The following is a 23074-nucleotide window of genomic DNA, read 5'->3' on the forward strand; positions in this document are numbered from 1 at the left end:
GGGCTAGCCTCCCACCGTGCGCCAGCGCGTCACATAGCGCTCGAGCAGCCGCATCGCGGCGGTAACCACCAGCGCCATGCCAAAATAGGTGAACAGCAGCATGGAGTAGATGGTCGTGCTGTCCTGGGTGAAATTGCGGATCTGCTCGGCGCGGAAGGTCAGGTCGCCCAGGCTGATCAGCGACACCAGCGCGGTGTCCTTGAGGTTCTGTACCGCCAGATTGCCGAAGGACGGCATCATCTCGGGAATGGCCTGCGGGATGGTGATGTTGAACAGGGTCTGGCGTGCGGAAAAGTTTAACGCCCGCGCCGCTTCGTGCTGATCGTTATGCACCGCCTGGATGGCGCCGCGCACAACTTCAGCGCCATAGGCTCCAATGTTGAGGCCCAAAGCCAGCACGCCGGCGATCACCGGCGGCAAGCGCAGGTCGATGCCTATCGCCGCGCCGGCCAGTGGCAGCGCGAAATAGAGCCAGAACAGTTGCACCAGCAGTGAGGTGCCGCGAAACACTTCGATATAGGCGACCGAGACGCCCTTGATGATCCAGTTGGGCGACAGCTTGCCGATGCCGGCGGCAAAGGCGAGCACGGTACCGAGCACGGTGGAGTAGAGCGTGAGCTGGACCGTGACCCAGGCACCCTCCATCAGCGGCGCAATATAATCTGTCCAATGCATGTGGAGATCCCTGCCGAGCGGCGTTGCAACACGACTTGGGCGGGCGCCGGAGCACCCGCCCAAAACTTTGTCAATTTGCGCCGCTTACTTGGCGCAGAGTTCTTCGGTGGTACGCTGGCCCGAGCCATCAATGTCAGACTGCGCGAAACCGTAGCCCGACAGGGTTTCGGCCCATTCGGACGTCTGCTTGAATTCGGCCAGGGCCTCATTGACGGCATCGCGCAGTTCCTCATTGCCACTGGCAAAGGTGAAACCGCCCCAGCTACGCACCGCCACGCCGTCAATCACGGGGTCAGTGAAATCGCCGGCCAGTTCGACGCCATCGCCCTGGTCTGCCAGACCGCTGGCGGTCAGGCTGGTGGCAGCATAGGCGTCTGCGCGGCCGGTGGCGACCGTGGAAATGGCGTCGGCATTGGCCGCAATGGTCACCATATTGGCGTCGGCAACACCGAGCTTCTGCAGCATTTCCAGCTGATCGGCGCCGGCCATGATGGCCACCTTGTAGTCGGCATTGTCGGCGAAATCGCTATAGGCGTGGATGCCCTTGGGATTGCCCTCGGCCACCAGCAGGCCTTCGCCATAGGAGCTGTTGGGCTCTGAGAACAGCACCTGGTCGCAGCGATCGGGCAGGATCGCCATTTCGGCGGCAACCATGTCGAAGCGATCAGCCTTCAGACCGGGGATCAGCGAGGAGAAATTGGTGGTGACCCACTCGATATTCTCAACGCCCAGCTGTTCCATCAGCGCCTTGGCGACGTCTGGACCGGCGCCCAGGGCCTCGCCATTCGGATCGACATAGCCATAGGGAATTTCGTTGGCCACGGCGATGCGGATGGTGCCCGATTCCTTGATCTCTGCGAGCGTGGCAGCGCTGACGGCCGTGGAGGCCATTGCGGACACGGCGATGGCAGACAGCGCCATCAGTGCAGTTGTTCCGAATTTCGTCATTGTGTTGCTCCTCGTTGATTTGGGCAGGTAAACCGGCTGCAGCCCAGAATTTTCAACCGGCAAGGTGTCAGGCGGCGGCGTGCAATTTCTCGCGCTGCGCCGGGGCCCAATTCTCGATCAGGCCCTTGTGCAGGGCCTTGATGGTTGCTTCGAAATCGACCTGCTCGACCACGACCTGCAGATCCACCTTGCGGATCAGGTCGTGCACGCCGAGCGGCTCGATGCTGGCATCGGCCAGCGCCTTGATGGCCTGCATCAGCACGGCGGTGCCGCTGAGGTCGCGGCCAATGGCCGAGACGATCGACACCTTGCGCAGGCTGATTTCGGCGTTGGGAAAGGCCGCCGCAAGATCGCTTTCGACCCGGCGGATGGCCTTCATCGACCCCTTGAGAAAATGGGTGATGGTGTTGGCATTGGAGGTCTTGGAAATGATCCAGACGCTGTGGCGCTTGAGCGCATCGAGAATGCCGACGTCATAGCCTTTGACCCCCACCATGTCCTGATCGTAAAATTCGAAGGCAAAGACATTCTTCAGCCCGGTGACGATCTCGACCTGGGGCGCCCGGGCGCGCAGATCGGAACGGATCAGCGTGCCGGCATGCTCGGGTTCAAAGGCGTTCTTGACGCGCAGCGGAATGTCGGCCTGGCGCAGGCTCTTTGCCGCGCGAGGGTGGATGGCTTCCATGCCCATATTGGACAGCTGATCGGCCACATCATAATTGGTTTCGCCAATCACCCGCACCACATCCACGCCAACCACCCGTGGGTCTGACGAGGACAGGTGGAACTCCTTGTGGATGATGGCTTCGCTGGCGCCGGTAACCACGGCCACGCGCGACAGGGTCACCTCGCTATAGCCGCGATCATAGGTGCCCATCAGGATTTCGCTGCACTGGGCATAGCCCGATACGATGGGCAGTTCGCTGCCGAGGTCGATATCGGCAAAGGCCCGGGTGATCACCTCGTCGAGCGGCAGATGGGTGTCGTCGCGCCAGCCGGTCAGATCAACAAAGCGCGCGGTGACGCCGTGCATGTTGAGTAGCATGGCCGTATTGAAGGCCGATTGCGCCTCCCCCAGCGAAGCGAGCATTTCGCGCACGGTGAGCAGGTGCTGCTGCAGCTGGAAATGGCCGAACGAGCACAGCCGCGACAGGTCAATCAGACAGGAGCGCACGCCTTCGACCCGTTCCTGGGCAAAGCGGTTGGCAGTCTGGCGGGCGCCTTCATCGCTGAAGATTTCGGCGTTCTGGGCATACATCTGCTCGGCCACCGCGTTGAGGGCATTGCCCCAGCTCCAGCCGCCTTCGGCATTGGCGAACAGGGCATAGACGCCCGGCTCGCCCGATTTCTTGTGCTCGAGCAGGCTGTCGGTCATCCCGGCATAGGCCGAGACGACAAAGATGCGATTGTAGAGTTCGGCACCCCGGCGCTTGCCGATCAGCACCGTGTCGAGCAGTTCTGCGGTGCGCGACATCGAGGTGCCGCCGATTTTTTCGACCGTATGGCCGCTATGTGGTTCCGTCATGTCGTCTCCGGTGCTTCCCTGGACCAGCCAGGGAGGCGATGCCTTGGGGTAAAAATTCGGGGCGGCCGGGCTAGACGAGTTTGCCACCCTCGATCTCGATGGGCGCCTCGGGGTCGCGCGAGCTGAGGAAAGCCGGGCGCGGCTTGTTGGCGGCAAATGGCGCCACCACGCGATTGGACCAGGCGTTGTAGACAAAGAACGCGTTCGAGCGCGGGAACGGGGTGATGTTGCCGTTCGAGCCATGGATGGTGTTGCAGTCAAACAGCACCACCGTGCCGGCCCGGCCCGCGGCGTAGTCGACGCCGAATTTCTCGGCCAGTTTGGACAGGCTCTCCTGCGAGGGCACCCCGATTTCCTGCTTTTTCAGCGAGGTCTTGTGGTTGTCCTCGGGCGTTTCGCCGGCACAGGCGATAAAGGTCTGGTGCGAACCCGGCATCAGCATGAGCGGGCCGTTGAGCGCATCATTGTCGGTCAGAAGGATCGAGGCCGAGATGGCGCGCATGCGCGGCATGCCGTCCTCGGCGTGCCAGGTCTCGAAATCGGAGTGCCAGTAGAATTCCTTGCCGGTGAAGCCCGGCTTGTAGTTCAGGCGCGACTGGTGGAGATAGACATCGTCGCCCAGCAGGTAGCTGACCCGGCCAGCCACCCGCTTGTCACGGGCGAGGCGGTCAAACAGGGCGTTCTGCTCGTCGAGCCGGAACACCGTGCGCACTTCGGCCGAATTGGGTTCGGTGATGACGTTTTCGGGCGCCAGCCCGGCATCGCCCGAGCGCATCCGGGCAGATTCGGCCTGCAGCGCCTCGATCTCGCTGGCGGAAAACACGCCCTTGAGCACTAGGTAGCCGTTCTTTTCAAACGACTGGGTTTCGGCGCGGGTGAGCGGCGCCTCGGGTGACCACTTGCCCCAGACCGTAGGGTCCTTGCGCTCAAGCCATTGTTCCTGTGGCAAGCGGGTGGGGTAGTCGTCCTGGGCAACGGGGTTGGAAGCGGGCATTGTCATGTCATTTCCCTTCGATTGGAGGATGAAAAGGGGCGCGACTAGGCGTCTTCGGGCACGGGCGCGTAGGACCCATCTTCGCGATGAACCTCGGTGCCGGTCACCGGCGGGTTGAAGCAGCAGGCCATGACCAGTTCGCTGCGTGCGGTCAGGCGGTGCCTGTCGTGCTGGTCGAGCGCATACATCACGCCGGGGCGGATCTGGTGGACCTTGCCGGTGTCGAGTTCCTCGATGCTACCCTCGCCGGACACGCAATAGACGCTCTCGAAGTGATGCTTGTAATGGAACACGTGGCTGGTGTTGGCGTGGATGCGGGTGATGTGAAAGCTGAAGCCCATGGCGTCGCCGGCCAGCAACAAGCGGGTGCTGTCCCAGCCATTGGCCTTGACCAGGCGTTCGCCCGTGCGGGCTGTTTCAAGATCTCTGACGATCATGGTAAAATCCTTGGTTATTCGGCAGCAGCGCGGCGGGTGCCCATGGCCGCTTCAAACGCGGCTTCAAGGGTGTCGAGGCCGGCGGCAAGCTGCTGCCTGGAGATGGTGAGGGGCGCCAGAACCTTGACGATTTCGTCAAAGCTGCCCGAGGTTTCGATGATCAGGCCATTGGCAAAGCAGGTCTTGCAGATGGCGGCGGCGTGTTCGCTGCTGCCGGCATCAACGCCCAGCATCATGCCGCGGCCCTTGACCGACAGATCATGTTCTTCGGCAATGGCGCCCAGGCGATCGGCCAGATAGTCGGCCTTGCCGGCCACCTCGGTGACGAAGCGGTCATTGGTCCAGTACTTTTCAATGGCAGCGGCAGCGGTGATGAAGGCGTGGTTGTTGCCGCGGAAGGTGCCGTTATGCTCGGCCGGCTTCCAGATATCGTGCTCGGGCTTGATCAGCGTCACCGCCAGCGGCAGGCCCATGCCCGACAGCGACTTGGCCATGGTGATCAGATCGGGCGACAGGCCCATGCCGTCAAACGAGAAGAAGCCGCCGGTGCGACCGCAGCCAGCCTGGATATCGTCGATGATAAACAGCGCGCCGTGCTTGCCGGCAATCGCCTCGATCTGGCGCAGCCATGTGGCGGAAGCCGCATTGAGGCCGCCCTCGCCCTGCACCGTCTCGACGATGATGGCGGCCGGCGCATCGACGCCGCTGGAAGGGTCCGACAGCTGACGCTCGAGTAGGTCGGCGGTGTTGATGTCGGGGCCGTAATAGCCATCAAAGGCGGCGCGGGTCACGCCGGACAGTGGGGTCGAGGCGCCCTGGCGATGCTTGCCATTGCCGGTCGCCGCAAGGGCGCCCAGCGTGACGCCATGAAAGCCATTGGTGAAGGAGATGACATTGGTGCGGCCGGTCACCTTGCGCGCCAGTTTCAGCGCCGCTTCAACGGCGTTGGCGCCGGTCGGGCCGGTGAACTGGACATGATACTTCATGTCGCGTGGCTTGAGGATATGCTCCTCGAAACTGGCCAGGAAGTGCTCTTTGGCGTCGGTGAACATATCCAGGCCATGGGCAATGCCGTCGGCCGAAATATACTCGATGAGCGCCGCCTTGAGGTCGCGGTCATTGTGGCCGTAATTGAGGGTCGAGCAGCCGGCCAGAAAATCGGTATAGGGCTTGCCATTGGTGTCGTAGATGGTGGCGCCGACCGCCTTGTCGAACATTTTCGGAAAGCTGCGCGAATAGGAGCGGACGCGGCTTTCAACGCGGTCAAAGGTGGCCAGTGGCGAAATTGTTTTGGTCAAGGTCATAGAGCAGGTCTCCCAGGCGGGTGTCGGTCAAATATGTGCAGGTCGGGTCAGGCAGCGCTGAGGCCGTCGACGCGATCCCGATGAATTGGTCCAATGGTGACGCCGAGCTCGCTGGCATGCTGCCCGGCAAAGTGGGCTGCCCGATCGAAGCGTTCGGCCCGCTGCAACGGCGCGTCGAGCTTGCGGGCCACCGCCGTGAACAGCGCCCAGGACGCCGCATTGTCCTGGGTGATGGTGCAGGCAATATGCCGGATATGGGCATTGTCCGGACGCGCCAGAACCTCGCCGATCAACTGCCCGGCAAGCCCCCTGCCCCGCGCCGCGTCACTGACGCAGATTTGCCAGACAAACAGCGTGTCGGGCTGCTTGGGCGGAATGTAGCCCGACATCCAGCCCACCAGTTCGCCATCAGTTTCAGCAAGGGCGCAGGTGGCCGAGAAGTCGCTGCACTGCAGCAGATTGGCATAGAGCGAATTGCTGTCGAGCGCCGGCGTGGCCGCAATCAGCGCCCAGACCCGGGGACCATCGGTTCCCAGCGGGGCACGCAGCCGGATTGCGGGGTTCCCGGACGCGTCTGTCAGACGCCGACCAGGACTATTCACAGTAGTGTTCCCTTCAATCATGTGGCATGTATTTAGCTTGTGAGAACTAAATGTCAACACGACGCTATGCGATGGATCGCGCTCCGAAACGGCAATAACAGGCCGTAACCCGCATATTTCCTCGTATTTATCGACGGAAATCGCTTCGCAGATTATTTTATCAACTGGAGGCACATGGCGGAATATGGCAAATTACTTTGTCGTATCTAAGCAAAACTCGACAAGGCTGATCGTCTATTGTGCTTGGGTTCACGCGGCAGCGGCGCTAGGATAACAAAGAGGATCGACATGGGTGCCGCAGTGCAGAATCGTACAAAAATTGCTTTGACGGCCATGCGCAAAATTCTGCGCACCACCGAGCTCAACAGCAAGCGCCTGATGCGGGAGACGGGCCTGACGCCCTCGCAACTGATTTTCCTGCAGATGCTGGAGGATGAGCGCGAGCAGACGGCCGGCTATGTGGCGGGCCGCATGGGCATCACCCAGGCCACCACCACCGCCTTGCTGCAAAAGCTCGAAGCGCGGGGGATGATCCAGCGCCGCAAGGGGGAAGCCGACCGGCGCCAGGTCTGGCTCTCCCTGACCGATGCCGGGCACAAGGTGTTGCAGATCGCGCCGGACGGCGCCCATGCGCGCTTCCAGGAGGAATTCGGGGCACTCGAGGATTGGGAGCAGGCCATGCTGGTCGCCGCGCTGGAGCGGGTGGCTGCGATGCTGGGCAATGACGAACAGGGCGTCGCCGCCGTGCTGGACGCCACCGCCGTGCTCTCCAGTGACTAGCTGTTCAGTCCCGGCCTTTTGAGCGTCCGGGTTGCCGGATCATCGCGCGGGCACGCCCGCCAGAAACTTGTCCCCGCCCCACTAGCCTGCCCCATACTGTGTCCGTTCCCGCCATTCACGCGGCCCCGACGCAGGGCCGGGCGGCGCTGAGTTGTGCGGCGAGCAATGTCGCCGGCTGTCGGCAAAAGGCGCCCCGTTGTTCGAACCCGGCTGTCCCGCTTGTCCCCGCCCCCCGTTCCAGCCGGATACTTCGTACAAAGGAGAACCCCAATGGATCACACACCCCGCCTCACGCTGCCATTCATCATGCCGGGCCAGGCGCAAAAGCACATCACTCACAATGAGGCCATCCAGACGCTCGACGCGCTGGTGCAGCCCAGTGTGGAAAGCCGCACGCTGGCCACGCCCCCGGCCACCCCGATGGCCGGAGAAGCCTGGATCGTACCCGCCGGCGCAACGGGGGCCTGGTCTGGCCACAGCAATGAGATCGCCGCCTTCCAGTCGGGCGCCTGGAGCTTTCTTGATCCGGCTGCCGGCTGGCAGGTGTATGACCGCTCCGACCAGACCCAGCTGGTGTTTGATGCCGGCGCCTGGACCCCGTTGGCGTCGCTCGGCGCCGCCCTGCCGCAGCTCGGCATCAATACCAGCGCCGACACCACCAATCGCCTCGCGGTTGCATCGGCAGCCAGCCTGCTCAGCCATGCCGGCAATGGTCATCAGGTAAAAATCAACAAGGCTGCGCCCGGTGACACCGCCAGCCTGCTCTATCAGACCAACTGGTCCGGCCGCGCCGAAATGGGTCTGGCCGGCGATGATCACTGGCGCCTCAAGGTCAGCCCCGATGGCGTCACCTGGATCGATGCGATTACCGTCAATGCGACCACTGGCGCCGCGACCGTTGCTGCCAGCATCCAGCCCGCCACCGACAACGCCATGACGCTGGGCGGCCCCGGCGCGCGCTGGTCAACCCTGTGGGCGGCAACCGGCACCATCCAGACCTCCGACGCGCGTTTGAAAACCGATATCGGCGTCTGCGACCTCGGGCTTGATTTCATTCTGTCGCTGGCCCCGGTGCGCTATCGCTGGCGCGTCGGTGGCCAGGCGGCGGGCGCGAGCCTTCCCGGGCGGCGCACCCATTATGGCCTCCTGGCGCAGGACGTAGAGGCGGCCCTCGCCGGCAGGGATTTCGCCGGACACATCCTGGCCGACCCCACCGATCCCGAAAGCGAACAGGGCCTGCGCTACGATGCCTTCATCGCCCCCCTGATCGCTGCGGTGCATGAGCTGGCCTGCCGGGTGAAAGCACTGGAGAGTAATTGAGATCGCCGCCCGGCCGGAAGCTTCCCCGCCAGCGCTGTCGTGCGCCGGGGCGCTCCGGCCCGGCTTGCCCCGATGCAGAGTGAGCGCGATAAATTTTGCCGCCCGGCTGGCGCGGCGCAATTCTCCCCGCTAGTTTGAGGCACGTACGTCTGGGAGGAATGCGCGCATGAGCGGCAAGCGCTTGGGGATCGGCTTTATCGGCGCCGGCAATATTTCGTCGGCCTATCTGCGGGCCATCACCGGCCATGAAACCATGGCCGGCTTTCCGGTCCTCGATATCAGGGGTCTCGCCGATATGCGCCCCGAGGCGTCGCAGGCCCGCGCCACCGAATTCGGCCTGAGCGCGATGAGCATCGACGAGATGCTGGCCAGCCCCGACATCCAGCTGATCGTCAACCTGACCATCCCCCGCGCCCATGTCGAGGTCGGCCTGCGCTGTCTGGCCGCCGGCAAGCACGTCTATTCGGAAAAGCCGCTTGGCATCAATTATACGGAGGGGCGTCAGCTGCTCGACGCGGCCAACCGGGCCGGCCTGCGCATCGGCTCGGCACCCGATACCTTCCTGGGCGGCTCGCACCAGCAGGCGCGCAGCGTGGTCGATAGCGGGGCGCTCGGCCAGCTGGTCGGCGGCACCGCCTTCTTCCAGTGCCCGGGCCACGAAAGCTGGCATCCCGATCCGGCCTTCTACTACGATATCGGCGGCGGCCCGGTGCTCGACATGGGTCCCTATTACATCACCGAACTGGTAAACCTGCTCGGCCCGGTGGCGCGCGTCTCGGCCATGAGTTCGCGCCTGCGCGCCCAGCGCCCCGTCACCTCCGAGCCCCGGAAGGGCGAGATCATGGACGTCAGGATCGACACCCATGTCACCGGTGCGCTGGGCTTTGCCAATGGCGCCATCGTGCAGGTCGGGCTCAGCTTCGATGTTGCCGCGCACAAGCATGTGCCGCTCGAACTCTATGGCACCGAGGCCAGCCTGATCGTTCCCGACCCCAATTTCTTCGGCGGCGATGTGGAACTGCGCAAGCGCGGCAAGGGCGAGGACTGGACCCCGGTCCCGGTGACCCAGCCCTATGCCGATGGCAATTATCGCTCGCTCGGCGTCGCCGACATGGCGCACGGCATTCTCGATAGTCGCCCGCATCGCGCCAATGGCGATCTGGCCCTGCATGTGCTCGAAGTCATGGAGGCCTTCGAAACGGCCTCGCGCGATGGCCGCACCATCGATATCAAGACCCCCGTCGCGCGTCCCGAGCCACTGGCAAGCTCGCTGCGCAACGGCGTGCTGGGCTGAGCCATGCTCCGGGGTGACAGCATGGCGCGTGCCGGGGTAAGCACACGGCAATGTCCCGTCACACCCGGACCACCATGACCGCCCAATTGCCCACCATTGTCAGCTTCTGGCATGGCCCGATGAGCTGGCTCGAGGCCCTCTCGATCGCCTCTTTCCGCCGCCATGGCCACGCCGTGGAGGTCTATTCATTCGACCCCATTGCGGGCCTGCCACCCGGCGCCACCCCGCGCGACGCCGCCGAGGTGCTGCCACGCGACAAGCTGGTATTCTACAAGGGCAAGGGCACGCCCGGCGTGTTCTCCGACTATTTCCGCATGATGGTGCTGCGGCAGGGTCGTGGCATCTATGCCGATCTCGACGTCTATTGCGTCCGCCCCATAGAAGGCCCGCCCGATTATCTGATGGCCTATGAGCGGCCCGGCTCGATCAATGGCGCGGTACTGCATATCCCGGCCGATGCCCCGCTGCTCGGCGATCTGCTGTCGATTTTCACCGACACCGAGCGCCCGCTGCTGGAGCCGCATCTGCCCTGGGGCCGGCGTCTCGAAGTCGCCGCCCGCCGCCTGCTCGGGGAAACCATCGCGCCCGAAGACATGCAATATGGCGCCACCGGCCCGATGGCCCTGACCCATCATATGGCGCAGCGCGGGCTCGAGCATCTGGTGCGGCCGAGCACGGCGCTCTACCCCATCCCCTATGAAGGCATTCCCGCCCTGATGCTGGCGGGCTCCAGCATTGATGGCGCGATTGCCCCGGACACCCTGGCCGTCCATCTCTGGCGCAGCCAGCTGACCCGCCGCGGCCGCGCCGACCTGCCGCTGCCCGAACCCGGTAGTGCGCTCTGGACCCTGTGCGAGCGCGAGGGCATTGAACTCGATCAGCGCTAGTTGAGCCGCAGCAGCTTTTTCCACCAGCGCCGCCAGCGGTGCCGGGCGAAGCGATAGAACAGTTCATTGGTCATCACGTGCCGATAGAACCGGGCATGGGCGCTGGAGTGCAGCATGCCCGACAGCACCCCCCAGGGCTTGGCTTTGCGCGTATAGTGCAGAATGGCCGGGTTCATCCCCTCATGGGCGGCATGGGCGTCGATGGTATTCCAGCGCCATGGCAGGGCCAGCCAGTTATTGTGAAAGATCAGGTTGAGCATGTCCTGATCGTAATACAGCCGGCTCATGATGCCGCGCGCCGCCAGCGCCGTGACCTGCGCCCTGATATCGATGGCGCGCCACGCCACCAGATCGATCAGCAACATGCCGGAGTTGAAATAGGGGTCGGCATATTCGAACAGATCCCGGTTCTGCACCATGTCGCGCTTGCCCATGATGAAGGGATCCACCGAGTCGCGCACGGCAGCCAGCGGGAAGCCTGCCAGATCGGTGTCATACAGCGTCTCGATCGGGTCGCGCACCATCATGTCGCAATCGAGATAGATCACCCGCTCGACATGTTCGGGCAATAGGCTGCCGAGCAACAGGCGGCCATAGACCACCTTGGGCCATTGCGTGCTCGTGGGCAGGTCGCGGACGACGTGTTCGAATTCTGCATTTTCGGAGAGATTGTACCAGATGAGGGTGGCGCCGAATTCGGTCGTGATCGCGCCAAGGTCGGCCATATGCTGCTCGGTCAGCGGCAGATGCAGCAGATGAAACACCATATCGGCGCGCCGTCGGCTGCTCAGACAGATCGAACGCATCAGCGCATAGGCTGGCGCCCAGAAATTGTCGTCAAAGGTCAGGGCGATGTGGATCGGCGTGCCAGTCAAGCGGTCTCTCCCTGTGCCAGGGGCGCGGGTTGCGCCAATGCCGCGATCAGCGCCAGAATCACCGCATAGACCACGGTCTGGGTCAGGATGCCGAACATCGCATTGGTCAGCCCCATGCTCAGATAGCCCACACTCGCCGTGGCACCCAGATAGAGCGCAGCCTGTCGGTTCTGCCCCCGCGTCGCCAGCGCCCCGACCAGCGGCGCCGCCAGCAGCAGGCCATAGCTGATCAATCCCAGCACGCCGCCGATCACCGCAAAATCGGCCAGATCGCTATGCAAATGCCCGGAGGGTGGATAGCCCGGTCCCGGGGGCGCAAACGGCGCGGCGCTGATCGTATAGTCGACCATGCCATAGCCAAACCAGGGCGAGGCCCAGAAGGCGTTCCAGGCGGTCTGATACATGAAAAGCCGCTCCCCGATCGCGCCGTCGGTGGGACCGCCCCTCACCAGCGCCATGGCAGCTTCGCCCAGCCCCCCAAGCCGTCCGCCCAACCCAAGGCCGATCATGGCGGTGCCGGCCACCGCAATCAGCAGGACCACCCCAGCAATGGCAGTCATGGCCTGCCTGCGCGACAGCGTCATCACGGCCAGAACCGTTGCGGCCACAACCAGCATCGGCACAAAGGCCACCAATGGCCCGCGCGAACCGGTGAACCACACCGCAGTCAGGGCCAGCACCGGCCCCAGCAGGAACACGAAGCGCACGCGGCGCCGGTCCAGCATGCCCACCAGCGCCACAAAGCCAAGCATCAGCGACAGATCGCCCAGATGGATGGGATTATTGACCAGATACCCGCCGCGTTCCAGCTGCAGCACCAGCGCACCATAGGCGGCAATTGCGGCCCCAGCAGCCGCGCCGGCAAGGGCGAAGCTCGCGATCACCAAAGGCGTCAGCCGCGCTCCCAGCCGGGTCAGCAAACCGGCATGCGGGCCCGCGAGCCAAAGCGGCGCCAGCACCATGATCATGGCGATATGCAGCGGCGAAGACGCGGTAAACCCGAGCGCCACGAGCAGCACGACGCCCGCCGCCGCCGAGAGCACAATGGCCGGCTGCCGCAGCACCAGCCGCGCTGACGGCACCAGGGCCAGCAGCACCAGCCCCACCCCCATCAGCACCAGCGTCGCAATATTGGCAACTTCAGGGGTCGGCGTTGGCAAGGTCAGCCCGGCGAACAAGGCCGCCCAGGCAAGCATAAAAACCAGTTTGGGCAGCACGTTCATCGACCCCGGCACAATTTGGCCGGACAATGTCGTTTCGCCACCGGGGCGTCAACTGCCCAACGTCACGCATCCGCTCTCGATTGGTCGAGATGGCGGCGCTATTTTTTCTCCGGTCAAGCTACCGAGCGACGTCGGCGCAACAGATTCGGCCAGAGGTAGTTGACAGCAAAACCAGATTGTAACAAATAATGTTACATGAAACGATCCAGCCGCCTGTCACTCGCCCTGCATGCTTTGGTGCATCTGCACCTGCAACCCGATACTGCCATGACTTCGGCCACGCTGGCCCAATGCCTGATGACCAATGCGGTGGTGGTCCGCCGTGTGCTTGGCGAACTGCGCGAGGCTGGGATTGTCGGCGCCACCAAAGGCCATGACGGAGGGTGGCGTCTGCTGCGGCCTGCCGATCAGCTGAGCCTGCAGGCCATCTATGTCGCCATGGGCGAGAGCCTGCTGATCCGCACCGAAAGCGATCCAGGCGATCAGCAATGCGGCATTGTTCGTGCCGTCGATACGGTCATGGGCGAGTTTCTGGCCGACGCCGAAGCGCTTTTGGCCGCCCGACTGGCCCGCGTCTCACTGGCCGATATAGCCCACCAGGCCACCCCCCATCCCCTCGGTCCTACGCCCGGAGTTTTATCCCATGGATGATGTTGTTATCATTGGCGGCAGCTTTGCCGGCCTGTCCGCCGCCCTGCAATTGGGCCGCGCGCGGCGCAAGGTCACTGTGCTCGACACCGGCCTGCCGCGCAACCGCTTTGCCGGCCATTCGCACGGCCTGCTCGGCCATGATCACCGGCCGCCCGCTGACATTCTGCACCTTGCCCGTCAGCAACTGGCCCGTTACCCCACGGTCAGGCTGGTCGCTTCGGGTGCCACCACGGCCAGCGGCACGCTCGACGATTTTGCCGTCCGCACTGAAGCTGGTGACACGCTGCAGGCGCGCCGCCTGCTGCTCAGTTACGGCGTCACCGACCAGTTTCCCAGTCTGCCCGGCTTCGCCGAATGCTGGGGCAAATCGGTCGTACCCTGCCCCTATTGCGATGGTTTTGAAGTGGCCGACCAGCATTGGGGCCTGATCTATTCGGGGCCCCATTCGCTGCACATGGTCATGCTCTATGGCGACTGGACCAACCGGTTGACCCTGTTCGCTGACGGCCACCCTGTCGATGCCGAGGCCCGTGCCGATCTGGCCCGTCGCAATGTTGCGCTGGTCGAGGGCAAGGTCAGTGCCATCAATCATCGGCACGGCCAGATCGCCGCTGTCGAGCTGGATGATGGCAGGCAAATCGCGCTCGATGTGCTGTTCGCCCATCCCCGCAATCGCCCTTCGGCCGATTTGCACAGTCCACTGGGCCTGGAACTGAGCGAGGGGCCGTTCGGCATTGCGCTCACCATCGATGATCGACGCCAGACCAGTCTCCCCGGCGTCTATGCGGCGGGTGATCTGGCCAATCCGATGGCCAGTGTGACCCTGGCCGTGGCGCATGGCGCCATGGCCGGCGTTTTTGCGCAGCAATCCATGCTGGTTTAACCCCGATCGCGCATCGTCAGTAGTTGCCTTCAGTTTAGAATGGTTCTAGAAACCTACCAACTTCTTCGGTAGATGGCACCTCATGTTCTCTCTCCTGCCCGACAATCGCCGCGCTTTTTCGTCATTATCCGAACGCGAAATCCTTGCTCTGGCGATTGCCGGCGAGGAGGAGGACGGGCGCATTTATGCCGAGTTCGCGACGCGGCTGGCCGCCATCTATCCCGGCTCTGCCGCTCTGTTTGAAGGCATGGCTGCGGAGGAGAACGAACACCGCCGCCGCCTGCTCGATCTCTATGTCGCCCGCTTCGGGGATCATCTGGTACCAATCCGGCGCGAACATGTGCGCGGCTTTCTCAGCCGCAAGCCGCTCTGGCTGATGAAGACCATGACACTTGAGGCGGTGCGCCAGCAGGCCTGGGAGATGGAGGAAAGCGCCTACCGCTTCTATCTGGCTGCCGCCGATCAGGCCACAGATGTCGCCATCCGCAAGCTGCTTGGCGATCTGGCCGAGCAGGAGCGCAAACACGCCCAGGCAGCCGACCGCATTGATGCTGACGTACTCGGCGAGGACGGTCGCGACACCGAGAAGAGCGAAGCGCACCGCCAGTTCGTGCTGACTTATGTCCAGCCTGGCCTGGCCGGGCTGATGGATGGCTCGGTTTCCACCCTGGCGCCAGTGTTTGCGGCGGCCATGGCCACCGGCGATACGCACCAGACCTTCCTGGTGGGCTTGGCCGCCGCGGTCGGCGCCGGCATTTCCATGGGTTTTACCGAAGCGGCGTCGGACGATGGCAAGCTGACCGGGCGCGGTTCACCCATCAAGCGCGGCTTGGCCGCCGGTATCATGACCGCCATTGGCGGCCTCGGCCACGCCTTGCCTTATCTCATCGCCGATTTCACCGTTGCCACCACCATTGCCATTGCTGTGGTGCTCATCGAGCTGTGGGCCATCGCCTTCATCCAGAACCGCTACATGCAGACCCCGTTCTGGCGCGCCGCCCTGCAGGTGGTGGTCGGTGGCGCGCTGGTGTTCGCTGCCGGCATCGCCATCGGCATGGCCTAGCTGTTCAGGGCGGCGACGAGAAAGGGCGGCAGCTTCTGCTACCGCCCAGATCAGTCAGGGAGAAAACGGGCCGCCGCGGATTAGTCGCGGGGTTGCGGTACAACGCGCAGATAGGGCTTGAGTTCCTTCCAGCCCTCTGGATATTTCGCCTTGGCCGCCTCGTTGCTGACCGAGCCGGCAATGATGACATCATCGCCATTTTCCCAGTTCACCGGGGTAGCGACCTGGTGCTTGGCGGTGAGCTGCAGGCTGTCGATGACGCGCAGCACTTCGTTGAAGTTGCGGCCCGTGGAAGCGGGATACTCGATCTTGAGCTTAACCTTCTTGTCGGGTCCGATGACGAAGACCGAACGCACGGTCAGGCTGTTATCGGCATTGGGATGGATCATGTCGTATTTGCGGGCGACTGAACCATCGGTATCGGCCAGCAGCGGGAAATTGAGCGCGACGCCCTGCGTTTCCTCGATGTCCCTGGCCCAGCCGGCGTGATCCTCAAGCTTGTCAACACTCAGGCCCAGCACCTTGACGCCCCGCTTGTCGAATTCGGGCTTGAGCTTGGCGGTAAAGCCCAGTTCGGTGGTGCATACCGGGGTGTAGTTCTTGGGGTGGCTGAACAGCACGGCCCAGGAGCCCTCGATGTAATCGTAGAAGTGGATCGGGCCTTCGCTGGAGTCAGCGGTAAAATCAGGGGCGGTGTCGCCAATCAAAATGGACATCGTGCTGTTCCTTTTTGGGGCCAAAGCTGGCCCAGGTTTGCGTGGTACAAAGATAGAATTCTACGCGCTCGCCTAGTAGCCGCACCGGGCGGAATGTTTTTGTGTTGTGCCCGAGGGCCACGCCAAGCTGTTCCAAGAAGCCAGCCCGGCACAGTATGGCGCAGATCGGCGTGCTATTGCGCGGCCGGACGGGCCGGGGCACCATTGCTCCAGACCACCTGCTCGGTATTGAGCGGAATGACCGAGAGGCTCATCTTGCCGCTGCCCTGCTGGATCTCGCGGGCATGGGCAAGATAGATCAGCGCATTGTTGGCAGTGTCATAGATGCGGGTGACGCGCAGCGACTTCCAGATCAGCGAACGACCCTCCTTGAAAATCTCTTCGCCACCGCCCCTGGTGGCAATATCGCCAATGGTGATGGGGCCGGTGACCGAGCAATCAAGGGCCGAATAGGAGGGATCTTCGAACCAGTTGCCCTGGCTGACGCGGTCGATGAAGGAGCGGTTGAAATAGGCCAGGTGGCAGACCACGCCATCGACTTCAGGATCGGCCAGGGCATCGACGGCAATGTCATTGCCGGTCCAGTCGACGCCGACGCTGCCGACCTCACGGGCATCGCCACAGGCGGCGAGGCTGACAGCGACCAGGGCTGTCAGGGCGAGGGTGGCAAGACGGTTCATCAGCAGGCTCCCAATATTGTCTGCCACAGATGGGCCGCGCGCGTCGCCAGCGCAAGGGTCAATGCCGGTTTTCGCGCAGATGCCGCTCCAGCACCCGCACCAGCAGAGACAGCGAAATGGTCAGGGTGAGATAGAGCAGCGCCACCACATTATAGGTCTCAAAGAACAGGAAGGTGCCCGAGGAGTAGACCTTGCCCAATTGGGTGATGTCCTGCACGCCCAGCGCCGAGACCAGCGCGCTGTCCTTGATCATGGAGACAAAATCATTGGCCAGCGGCGGCAGGATGGTGCGCAGGGCCTGGGGGGCGGTGACGAGGCGGAAGCATTTCCAGCGGCTGAGGCCGAGCGAACGGGCGGCCTCGAGCTGGCCGCGATCGACCGACTGGATGCCGGCGCGAAAGATCTCGGCGATGAAGGCGGAGTAGCAGACGGTGAGCGCCACAATGGCGCGCCAGGCAAAATCGAACTGGCGCACGGTGATGGCGGTATCGAAGGGCTGCAGCACCCAGTTCAGCGCCCCGACCATGGCCGGGGCCCCGACAAAGGCGACGTAGAACAGGAACACCAGCACGGGAATGCCGCGGATGATCTCGACATAGAAGGTGGCCAGTTCGCGCAGGATGCGATTGTCGGAGGTGCGCGCCAGGGCGACCAGCAGGCCGAGTACGGTGGCGGCGAAAAAGGCAACGCCGGTGACCCACAGCGTGGTGCCCAGCCCACCCGCCACCGCGTTGAAGATCTGGCTGTAGCCGGCATCGGTGGCGATGCCCCAATAGCCGAGCACGAACAGCAGCAGGATCGCCAGCAGCCACCAGGGGGTGCGGGCGAGAATGGAGGGTTTGCGGGGGGTATAGGTCATTGATGATGTGTTCCACGCTGCAAACCGCGAACTCGGGGCAGCACCTGCCCCTTTACGGGGGAGGTTGGGAAGGGGTGCGAGAGCCGGGATATAAGGGCCGACCGCCCCCACCCTTGATCCCTCCGCGCGAGGGGGAGGGTGCCGACTGAAACTTCAGTGGTTCAAATCACTGCGCCGAATTGAACTCGTAGAACCATTTCTGCTGCAGGGCGTCCATGGTGCCGTCGGCCTTGATCTGGGCCAGAGCGGCGTTGATGGGGGCCGCCAGATCGGAGCCCGGGGTGAGGATAAAGCCGAAATCCTCGGTGCCGAGTGGGGTGCCGACCACTTTGAAGGCGCCCGGATTGGCGCCGATATAGCCATTGGCGGAGGTCTGGTCCATCAGCACGGTATCGACGTCATTGGCCTGCAGCGCCTGCACCGACGCGCCAAAGGTGTCGAACAGCTTGATGCGCGGATTGGCCTCGTCGCCATCGAGCACATTGTAGACGGCGACGTAGAAATTGGTGGTGCCGGCCTGGGCGCCGACCAGCAGCTCGGCATTGGCGGCAAAGCTCTCGGCGCCGTCGAAGCGGTCTTCATCGGCGCGCACCAGCATCAATTGCTGGCTGGTGAGGTAGCTGTCGGAAAAATCGATCTGCGCCTTGCGCTCGTCATTGATGGTGATGCCGTCCATGCCGACATCGAACTGGCCATCGCGCACCGCCTGGATCATCACGTCCCAGCTCGAGAGCTCCCAGGTGACCGTGGCGTTGAGGCGCCGGGCGATCTCGTTGAACAGGTCATATTCAAAGCCGATGCCTTCGCCGGTGGCCGGATCGGCGAAGTTGAGCGGCACATAGGCGTTTTCGGTGACCGCGACGATGGCGCGACCATCGAGGTCAGGCAGCTGCTGGGCGGCGACCGATGACAGGCCGAGCGAGACGGTGACCGCGGCGGCGGCCAGCAATTTGGTGAGTGATGACATGAGGCGGCAGTCTCCCGAGCAATGATGTGGCCGGGAGACTAAACCAGCGGCCGGCGAAATGAAAATGGGCTTTACGCCTCGTCGACAAGTTCGGCGTCCGGGCCATTGGTCTTGACCGATTCGATGGCGTTCACCGCGCTGGCCTTGGCCTTGTAGCGCTCGGAGCGGACCATGGTTTCGCCATTGGAGGCGACAAAGCGCACATAGAACTGGCCATCGCTGGAGCCGGCGATCTCGAAGCGGTAGCCGGTGCCGGTCTCGTTTCTGGTCAGATCGACCGTGGGCGCGCCGGGCGCATTTTTCTTCAGCGATTCAATGGCCGATTTGGCGCTGGCCTTGGCCTTGTAGTTCTCCGACCAGACGATGGTCTCGGCATTGTAGACAAAGGCGAACTTGAACTGCTCGTTGGCGGCGGGGGTGATCTTGAATTTATGCGCCATGACGCTGGGCCTCCTCAACAAGGACAGCCGGCAGTGGCTGCCTGATGGGCGCAAGACTAGCCCGCGCGGCGAAAATTGGAAGGGGGCTGGTTGGCGCCGCGCGGCCTGGCCATGATGATAGCCCATGCTGCCGGCGCGGGGACAAGTTGCTCAGGCCCCGCTGGCGTGCCCGTCCGGCGGGCGGCAATCAGGCCTGGGGCAGCGCTTCGGCGGGGACGCGCAGATCGGCTTCGCTGACGATGCGCTGATAGGCTTCCAGGCTCGACTGCACCTTGTATTGCACCATGTGGCCCTCATAGGGCAGCAGGGCGACGATTTCGCAGGCAGCCGCCTTGCGGGCGCTGCTGCCGTGCAGGGGCAGCAATTCGAGGGTCTGGCCGACGGAATATTTGTGCATGATGGGCTCCGCAAATAGATTACGGGCCGCTGCGGCTAACCGCTGGCGGCCCGCAACAGGCTTTAGAGAACGGCGATATTGGTGGCGCTGGCGCGACCGTCGCGGCCCTTTTCGACTTCGAACGAAACCTTCTGGCCTTCATTGAGGCTGGACAGGCCGGCGCGCTCGACGGCCGAAATGTGAACGAAAGTGTCTTCGCCGCCCTCGTCAGGCTGGATGAAACCAAAACCCTTGGTGGCGTTGAAGAATTTGACTGTGCCGTTGATGGCCATGTGCGTAGATCCGAACTGAGTCCGCCCCACTGGGTGCGGGCAATTCCCCGTGGCAACATGCACACAGGGGCAGAAACGTTGACAAGGTTCCGGGGATCACCAGCGCGCCGGGATCGCCAGCAGCATGGGTAAGCCTTTGAAAGGCTGAAAACGTGGAGAGACCCTTAGCACCACGGGGGCCCAAGGGCAAGGAAAGCCATGGGCCGGGCAGGCCGGCGCGCCGGACGGCGCGGACGCCTCCGGGTGCTGCATAAAGGCGGGTCCCGAGACGGCTTTCGCCTCTGAGGAATTGGATAGTGAGACGAACGCCGTCCCGGAACGCCGGTTTTTGGAACTGTACGGCGGCACGGGGATCGCTCGCCCCCACACGGCCGGACTGGAACCTGTGGAAGAGACGAACTCCCACCCGGCACACCCCACCACTGTTCGCCTGCAGGCCGCCCGTGCGGGGTGATGGGCATGAGTTTACGCCAGCCCGCGCAGCCGGGGATAAGTTTGCGGGCCGCCCGACACAGCCCCCAGCGGACCGGCGCCCACCGGCTGGCCCTGCCCTATCGGGGTCTGGCCCGCAGCCGCGCGGGCCGAGAGGGAATCGGCGGGCGCCCCGGCCCGGGCGGCGCGCCCGGCCTCAAAGCCCTCCTGGTAGGCGCGCCGCTCGCGCTGCTCCATGCGCACCACCAGCTGGCCGCGCATGTAATCCATGTCATCCCGCTCGAAATTGAGCGCCGCAGCGGGCGGCTTGAGGCGCATAATCGGCCGGTAGCCGCTGTGGAGGTTCCAGATGCGGCAGTTGAACTGCTCGTCCCAGCTGGTGTGGCGGCTCTCCCAGTCCTCCAGCCCGGCCAGCGCCTGGCCGAGCTGCACCGCCAGCCCCGCCAGGTCGGCCGCCGCGACCGGCAGGCGCTCCTTGCGCTTGCGGATGAAGGGGGCACACTCGCTGAGCAGGCCTTCGGCGGCGATGCGCACGGGCTCGGACACCGGCGCGGTTGGCTTTTTGGCGCCGAGGGCGACGAGGTCCTTATGCAGGGCGCTGAGCCCCAGCCACAGCGCCTCGTGGCGCTCGGCAAGGGTGGCGGTGGTGGTGCCGGCTTTGGGAACGCGTTCAGCCTGCGCCGCAGGCTGGCCTTGAGGGGATTGTTCCCCGAAAGGCGGCTTGGTGGTGTGGGTGCGCATGAAAACGCCTCTCGTGCGCGAGGCTGGGGTGGAGAGGGTATGGCCGGGTGGAGGGGGGGGGGATAAGGATGTGAGCAGCAAAATGAACCTAAGGCTAAACCATTGGCAAGTTGGCGATCGGCGTCTCTGCCGTTCGCGAAATGCCAGCCCCACAGCGCTAAGAGCTCTCTTTGGCGCCCAATCCAAACAGTTCGTCGACCTCTGTCAAAATATTAACCTCAACCTTCCCTATATTTGCCCAATACAAAAGCGTCTCCCTTCGGTCCTTATACACTATAAATAGCTCATCCTTATTTACTTCAGAAATACCGGAGCGAATAGACTTTACTAAGTGCCATAGTGAAAGAGATGCGTTACTTTTGTCTTTTAGTCCGCTTATTATGGAATGATTTATTTCGCTTCCGAAATCTGGCCTGTCCATTTTTTTCAGAGAGACTAAAGACGAGTAGACTTTGGGCGAAAGCATCTTTGCGGCCAGCCAGAAAACGCCGTCGAACTCCGTCTTACGCGCCACCCCTCGAAGCCAGCGCAATAACAGCCTGTCTAGTTCGATGTGTCGCTCGCCTGCAACCAAGTACGATGTCCATATATCCGGCAATCTATTGTTTCTTGCGTGCTTTCTTATCCATAGGGCGACTAACGACCCTGCTCCTGTCGTTAAAACCAGTCTTCTCTGAAAAAGGGCAAAAATGACGTTTGATATGTAGCCGCTTTTTACATGAATCCGCACAAACTCAATGGCAGCACTTCTTAGTGAATCTAGATCTTTATCCAATAAAAGAAAAATCGCAATATTAAAGCATGCCTTAGAATCCACTTTATTGTTTTCAAACCATTTATTGAAATATCTATTTTCTATAGAACTGCTAAATAGGTCGCATTCAATTATATCAGAGTTAAATAAAGGCAAGTTTCTATTGCTCGATATTATTTCTTCAGCAAGTTTATAAGCCTCTTCTGATCTACCTGCCGCCGCAAGCAAAGCTATATACTCTGGATCCCGATCTCTTATTTGATGAAGAAATGCCGGCAACTCACCACTTGCAATGGTGTCCAGCGCCGCCTGCAGAACAACGCCACGAAATTGTGGATCTAGCTTAGTTAAAGCATTGGCTCGAACGCCAGCAAATCTGGCTGCACCCAGTTCAAGACCAACTAAATCTTGCCCCCGTATATCTACACCATTGAAATCGGCATCGAAATAATAATACTTTGGATCATATCCAGATATTGAAGCCAGACTCTTCAGATTGTCTGAATTACTTCTAGCAATATCTATGGCTTTTTCATACATTCACTCTTCCACCGGAATTACATCCGCAATAACGACTTCGGCAAAAGGATCGGAAATATCTGTTACAAAAAAGCCGATCTTTAGTAATTCTGATTTATGTACTGCTCTACAGCGAGCATTTTGTTGGGAGAAACGAGCACATTTCTTCCGTTCTCTGTAATCTGAATGTCTGTTATGTGCATGTCTTCACGACGGCAGCGCAATTCAATGCGCAGCTCCGGCGGCTCGCCATTTGTTCTCGGCGCTTTTGGATCTTTCATCGTTAATACGGAAGTAGATGGTGACCAAGGGCTGCCAGATAGTGGGGCATCGGGCACCTGCTCGATCCGAAACAGGTATCCTTCGGGAGTTTTCATGGACACAAACTTCATGATCGCCGCCGCGCCCGTTTCCACAACCTCCTGCCGCACCACATGTTTTCTGCCGCCAGCGAACTCGGCGGAACTTGCTGTACCAAGAGATAGCCGTGCTTGGCCGGCATGTTCTGTCTCTAGAGAAGTCTTCGCTGTACGCTCAATCGGGGACGCATTCGGAGTCAGGACAGAGCTTGGGGATATTTTCAGCACGCTAGCGGAGTCACGAACCACATGAACATCTGCTCTCAACAGTTGAAGTCTGAAACGCACAGGGGAGCCTATGCCGCCGCCAACCCTTCCATCCGAAAACACCACGTTGACGTGCAGATCTGCCTCACCACTATTTTCATCATATCTTGTTCTCCATGCATCAAGCGAGACCGCATCGCCGAAAGCCCTGGGGTTGTTGTCACCTAGATTAGCCATTGCCAAACACCAAACTGCAATTCAGATTTGATT

Annotated in this window: 26 protein-coding genes and 1 pseudogene; 7 read left to right on the forward strand and 20 right to left on the reverse strand. The window is 62.2% G+C overall.

The annotated features are described in order from the left end of the window. Positions 1-3 precede the first annotated feature (3 nt). The 7 genes from ehuC to ectA all read right to left on the reverse strand — a co-directional run bounded on the left by ehuC (position 4) and on the right by ectA (position 6485). Complete coding sequence (gene ehuC / locus Q8O80_RS09995; protein ID WP_305579321.1) at positions 4-675, reverse strand: ectoine/hydroxyectoine ABC transporter permease subunit EhuC; 672 nt, start codon at positions 673-675, stop codon at positions 4-6. Positions 676-759: 84 nt separating this feature from the next. Further along, complete coding sequence (ehuB, locus tag Q8O80_RS10000) at positions 760-1623, reverse strand: ectoine/hydroxyectoine ABC transporter substrate-binding protein EhuB (protein ID WP_305579322.1); 864 nt, start codon at positions 1621-1623, stop codon at positions 760-762. A 67-nt stretch (positions 1624-1690) separates the two neighbouring features. Continuing rightward, entirely contained in the window at positions 1691-3148 is a 1458-nt protein-coding gene (locus tag Q8O80_RS10005) for an aspartate kinase (RefSeq protein WP_305579323.1), read from the reverse strand. Between the two features lie 70 nt (positions 3149-3218). Further along, positions 3219-4148 carry an ectoine hydroxylase gene (gene thpD, locus Q8O80_RS10010; protein ID WP_305579324.1) on the reverse strand — a complete coding sequence of 310 codons (930 nt, stop codon included), beginning with the start codon at positions 4146-4148 and terminating at the stop codon, positions 3219-3221. Positions 4149-4186: 38 nt separating this feature from the next. Further along, a complete protein-coding gene (locus tag Q8O80_RS10015; protein WP_305579325.1) occupies positions 4187-4579 on the reverse strand; it encodes an ectoine synthase in 393 nt (130 codons plus the stop codon). Positions 4580-4593: 14 nt separating this feature from the next. Further along, positions 4594-5883 (reverse strand): diaminobutyrate--2-oxoglutarate transaminase, encoded by a 1290-nt coding sequence (gene ectB, locus Q8O80_RS10020; RefSeq protein WP_305579326.1) that lies wholly within the window; start codon positions 5881-5883, stop codon positions 4594-4596. 47 nt (positions 5884-5930) lie between these two features. After that, entirely contained in the window at positions 5931-6485 is a 555-nt protein-coding gene (gene ectA, locus Q8O80_RS10025; RefSeq protein ID WP_305579327.1) for a diaminobutyrate acetyltransferase, read from the reverse strand. A 333-nt stretch (positions 6486-6818) separates the two neighbouring features. On the opposite strand from ectA, the gene Q8O80_RS10030 reads away from it, so the two are divergent. The 4 genes from Q8O80_RS10030 (at position 6819) to Q8O80_RS10045 (ending at position 10766) form a co-directional block, all read left to right on the forward strand. After that, the gene (locus Q8O80_RS10030; RefSeq protein WP_305579328.1) at positions 6819-7265 is read left to right on the forward strand and encodes a MarR family winged helix-turn-helix transcriptional regulator; all 447 of its coding nucleotides are present in this window, start codon (positions 6819-6821) and stop codon (positions 7263-7265) included. A 270-nt stretch (positions 7266-7535) separates the two neighbouring features. Continuing rightward, positions 7536-8585, forward strand: a complete 1050-nt coding sequence (locus tag Q8O80_RS10035; RefSeq protein WP_305579329.1) for a DUF2793 domain-containing protein — start codon at positions 7536-7538, stop codon at positions 8583-8585. Positions 8586-8751: 166 nt separating this feature from the next. Further along, the gene (locus Q8O80_RS10040; protein ID WP_305579330.1) at positions 8752-9879 is read left to right on the forward strand and encodes a Gfo/Idh/MocA family protein; all 1128 of its coding nucleotides are present in this window, start codon (positions 8752-8754) and stop codon (positions 9877-9879) included. A 50-nt stretch (positions 9880-9929) separates the two neighbouring features. Continuing rightward, positions 9930-10766, forward strand: coding sequence for a glycosyltransferase (locus Q8O80_RS10045; RefSeq protein WP_305579331.1), 837 nt, complete (start codon positions 9930-9932; stop codon positions 10764-10766). On the opposite strand, the gene Q8O80_RS10050 is transcribed toward Q8O80_RS10045, so the two are convergent. Both Q8O80_RS10050 and Q8O80_RS10055 read right to left on the reverse strand, forming a co-directional pair. After that, entirely contained in the window at positions 10763-11641 is an 879-nt protein-coding gene (locus Q8O80_RS10050) for a glycosyltransferase family 8 protein (protein WP_305579332.1), read from the reverse strand. The two genes, Q8O80_RS10045 and Q8O80_RS10050, sit on opposite strands and share 4 nt — an antisense overlap. Further along, on the reverse strand, positions 11638-12891 hold the full coding sequence (locus Q8O80_RS10055; RefSeq protein ID WP_305579333.1) for an O-antigen ligase: 1254 nt from the start codon (positions 12889-12891) through the stop codon (positions 11638-11640). Before Q8O80_RS10055 ends, Q8O80_RS10050 begins: the two co-directional genes overlap by 4 nt. Positions 12892-13059: 168 nt before the next feature. Between Q8O80_RS10055 and Q8O80_RS10060 the strand changes: the two genes are divergently transcribed. The 3 genes from Q8O80_RS10060 (at position 13060) to mbfA (ending at position 15461) form a co-directional block, all read left to right on the forward strand. Further along, on the forward strand, positions 13060-13515 hold the full coding sequence (locus tag Q8O80_RS10060) for an Rrf2 family transcriptional regulator (RefSeq protein WP_305579334.1): 456 nt from the start codon (positions 13060-13062) through the stop codon (positions 13513-13515). After that, positions 13508-14398 (forward strand): NAD(P)/FAD-dependent oxidoreductase, encoded by an 891-nt coding sequence (locus Q8O80_RS10065; protein ID WP_305579335.1) that lies wholly within the window; start codon positions 13508-13510, stop codon positions 14396-14398. Before Q8O80_RS10060 ends, Q8O80_RS10065 begins: the two co-directional genes overlap by 8 nt. Before the next feature lie 82 nt (positions 14399-14480). After that, positions 14481-15461 (forward strand): iron exporter MbfA, encoded by a 981-nt coding sequence (mbfA, locus tag Q8O80_RS10070; protein WP_305579336.1) that lies wholly within the window; start codon positions 14481-14483, stop codon positions 15459-15461. Between the two features lie 80 nt (positions 15462-15541). On the opposite strand, the gene Q8O80_RS10075 is transcribed toward mbfA, so the two are convergent. The 11 genes and pseudogenes from Q8O80_RS10075 to Q8O80_RS10125 form a co-directional block, all read right to left on the reverse strand. Beyond that, entirely contained in the window at positions 15542-16177 is a 636-nt protein-coding gene (locus Q8O80_RS10075; RefSeq protein WP_305579337.1) for a peroxiredoxin, read from the reverse strand. A gap of 173 nt (positions 16178-16350) precedes the next feature. Then, complete coding sequence (locus tag Q8O80_RS10080) at positions 16351-16857, reverse strand: CreA family protein (RefSeq protein ID WP_305579338.1); 507 nt, start codon at positions 16855-16857, stop codon at positions 16351-16353. Between the two features lie 58 nt (positions 16858-16915). After that, the gene (locus tag Q8O80_RS10085) at positions 16916-17716 is read right to left on the reverse strand and encodes an amino acid ABC transporter permease (protein ID WP_305579339.1); all 801 of its coding nucleotides are present in this window, start codon (positions 17714-17716) and stop codon (positions 16916-16918) included. 166 nt (positions 17717-17882) lie between these two features. Continuing rightward, complete coding sequence (locus Q8O80_RS10090; RefSeq protein WP_305579340.1) at positions 17883-18683, reverse strand: transporter substrate-binding domain-containing protein; 801 nt, start codon at positions 18681-18683, stop codon at positions 17883-17885. A gap of 71 nt (positions 18684-18754) precedes the next feature. Then, positions 18755-18955: a DUF1508 domain-containing protein gene (locus tag Q8O80_RS10095; RefSeq protein ID WP_305579354.1), complete on the reverse strand. Its 201-nt coding sequence runs from the start codon at positions 18953-18955 to the stop codon at positions 18755-18757. A 12-nt stretch (positions 18956-18967) separates the two neighbouring features. Then, positions 18968-19249, reverse strand: a pseudogene (locus tag Q8O80_RS21555) (YegP family protein); the annotation flags it as partial. Positions 19250-19310: 61 nt separating this feature from the next. Then, entirely contained in the window at positions 19311-19520 is a 210-nt protein-coding gene (locus Q8O80_RS10105; RefSeq protein ID WP_305579341.1) for a hypothetical protein, read from the reverse strand. Between the two features lie 62 nt (positions 19521-19582). Beyond that, positions 19583-19792, reverse strand: coding sequence for a cold-shock protein (locus Q8O80_RS10110; protein ID WP_305579342.1), 210 nt, complete (start codon positions 19790-19792; stop codon positions 19583-19585). 465 nt (positions 19793-20257) lie between these two features. Further along, the gene (locus Q8O80_RS10115) at positions 20258-20965 is read right to left on the reverse strand and encodes a hypothetical protein (protein ID WP_305579343.1); all 708 of its coding nucleotides are present in this window, start codon (positions 20963-20965) and stop codon (positions 20258-20260) included. A gap of 157 nt (positions 20966-21122) precedes the next feature. Next, positions 21123-22259, reverse strand: coding sequence for a hypothetical protein (locus Q8O80_RS10120; protein WP_305579344.1), 1137 nt, complete (start codon positions 22257-22259; stop codon positions 21123-21125). A gap of 80 nt (positions 22260-22339) precedes the next feature. After that, complete coding sequence (locus Q8O80_RS10125) at positions 22340-23041, reverse strand: hypothetical protein (protein WP_305579345.1); 702 nt, start codon at positions 23039-23041, stop codon at positions 22340-22342. Between the last annotated feature and the right edge of the window lie 33 nt (positions 23042-23074).

Origin of the sequence: Devosia sp. (assembly GCF_030689745.1) — a bacterium.
Taxonomy (GTDB): domain Bacteria; phylum Pseudomonadota; class Alphaproteobacteria; order Rhizobiales; family Devosiaceae; genus Devosia; species Devosia alba.

What these genes read in the sequence shown, in the direction of transcription:
- ehuC (WP_305579321.1), bottom strand. Translation starts at nt 675, where the DNA reads ATGCATTGGACAGATTATATTGCGCCGCTGATGGAGGGTGCCTGGGTC.
- ehuB (WP_305579322.1), bottom strand. Translation starts at nt 1,623, where the DNA reads ATGACGAAATTCGGAACAACTGCACTGATGGCGCTGTCTGCCATCGCC.
- Q8O80_RS10005 (WP_305579323.1), bottom strand. Translation starts at nt 3,148, where the DNA reads ATGACGGAACCACATAGCGGCCATACGGTCGAAAAAATCGGCGGCACC.
- thpD (WP_305579324.1), bottom strand. Translation starts at nt 4,148, where the DNA reads ATGACAATGCCCGCTTCCAACCCCGTTGCCCAGGACGACTACCCCACC.
- Q8O80_RS10015 (WP_305579325.1), bottom strand. Translation starts at nt 4,579, where the DNA reads ATGATCGTCAGAGATCTTGAAACAGCCCGCACGGGCGAACGCCTGGTC.
- ectB (WP_305579326.1), bottom strand. Translation starts at nt 5,883, where the DNA reads ATGACCTTGACCAAAACAATTTCGCCACTGGCCACCTTTGACCGCGTT.
- Q8O80_RS10030 (WP_305579328.1), top strand. Translation starts at nt 6,819, where the DNA reads ATGCGCAAAATTCTGCGCACCACCGAGCTCAACAGCAAGCGCCTGATG.
- Q8O80_RS10035 (WP_305579329.1), top strand. Translation starts at nt 7,536, where the DNA reads ATGGATCACACACCCCGCCTCACGCTGCCATTCATCATGCCGGGCCAG.
- Q8O80_RS10040 (WP_305579330.1), top strand. Translation starts at nt 8,752, where the DNA reads ATGAGCGGCAAGCGCTTGGGGATCGGCTTTATCGGCGCCGGCAATATT.
- Q8O80_RS10045 (WP_305579331.1), top strand. Translation starts at nt 9,930, where the DNA reads ATGTCCCGTCACACCCGGACCACCATGACCGCCCAATTGCCCACCATT.
- Q8O80_RS10060 (WP_305579334.1), top strand. Translation starts at nt 13,060, where the DNA reads ATGAAACGATCCAGCCGCCTGTCACTCGCCCTGCATGCTTTGGTGCAT.
- Q8O80_RS10065 (WP_305579335.1), top strand. Translation starts at nt 13,508, where the DNA reads ATGGATGATGTTGTTATCATTGGCGGCAGCTTTGCCGGCCTGTCCGCC.
- mbfA (WP_305579336.1), top strand. Translation starts at nt 14,481, where the DNA reads ATGTTCTCTCTCCTGCCCGACAATCGCCGCGCTTTTTCGTCATTATCC.
- Q8O80_RS10075 (WP_305579337.1), bottom strand. Translation starts at nt 16,177, where the DNA reads ATGTCCATTTTGATTGGCGACACCGCCCCTGATTTTACCGCTGACTCC.
- Q8O80_RS10080 (WP_305579338.1), bottom strand. Translation starts at nt 16,857, where the DNA reads ATGAACCGTCTTGCCACCCTCGCCCTGACAGCCCTGGTCGCTGTCAGC.
- Q8O80_RS10085 (WP_305579339.1), bottom strand. Translation starts at nt 17,716, where the DNA reads ATGACCTATACCCCCCGCAAACCCTCCATTCTCGCCCGCACCCCCTGG.
- Q8O80_RS10090 (WP_305579340.1), bottom strand. Translation starts at nt 18,683, where the DNA reads ATGTCATCACTCACCAAATTGCTGGCCGCCGCCGCGGTCACCGTCTCG.
- Q8O80_RS10105 (WP_305579341.1), bottom strand. Translation starts at nt 19,520, where the DNA reads ATGCACAAATATTCCGTCGGCCAGACCCTCGAATTGCTGCCCCTGCAC.
- Q8O80_RS10110 (WP_305579342.1), bottom strand. Translation starts at nt 19,792, where the DNA reads ATGGCCATCAACGGCACAGTCAAATTCTTCAACGCCACCAAGGGTTTT.
- Q8O80_RS10115 (WP_305579343.1), bottom strand. Translation starts at nt 20,965, where the DNA reads ATGCGCACCCACACCACCAAGCCGCCTTTCGGGGAACAATCCCCTCAA.
- Q8O80_RS10120 (WP_305579344.1), bottom strand. Translation starts at nt 22,259, where the DNA reads ATGTATGAAAAAGCCATAGATATTGCTAGAAGTAATTCAGACAATCTG.
- Q8O80_RS10125 (WP_305579345.1), bottom strand. Translation starts at nt 23,041, where the DNA reads ATGGCTAATCTAGGTGACAACAACCCCAGGGCTTTCGGCGATGCGGTC.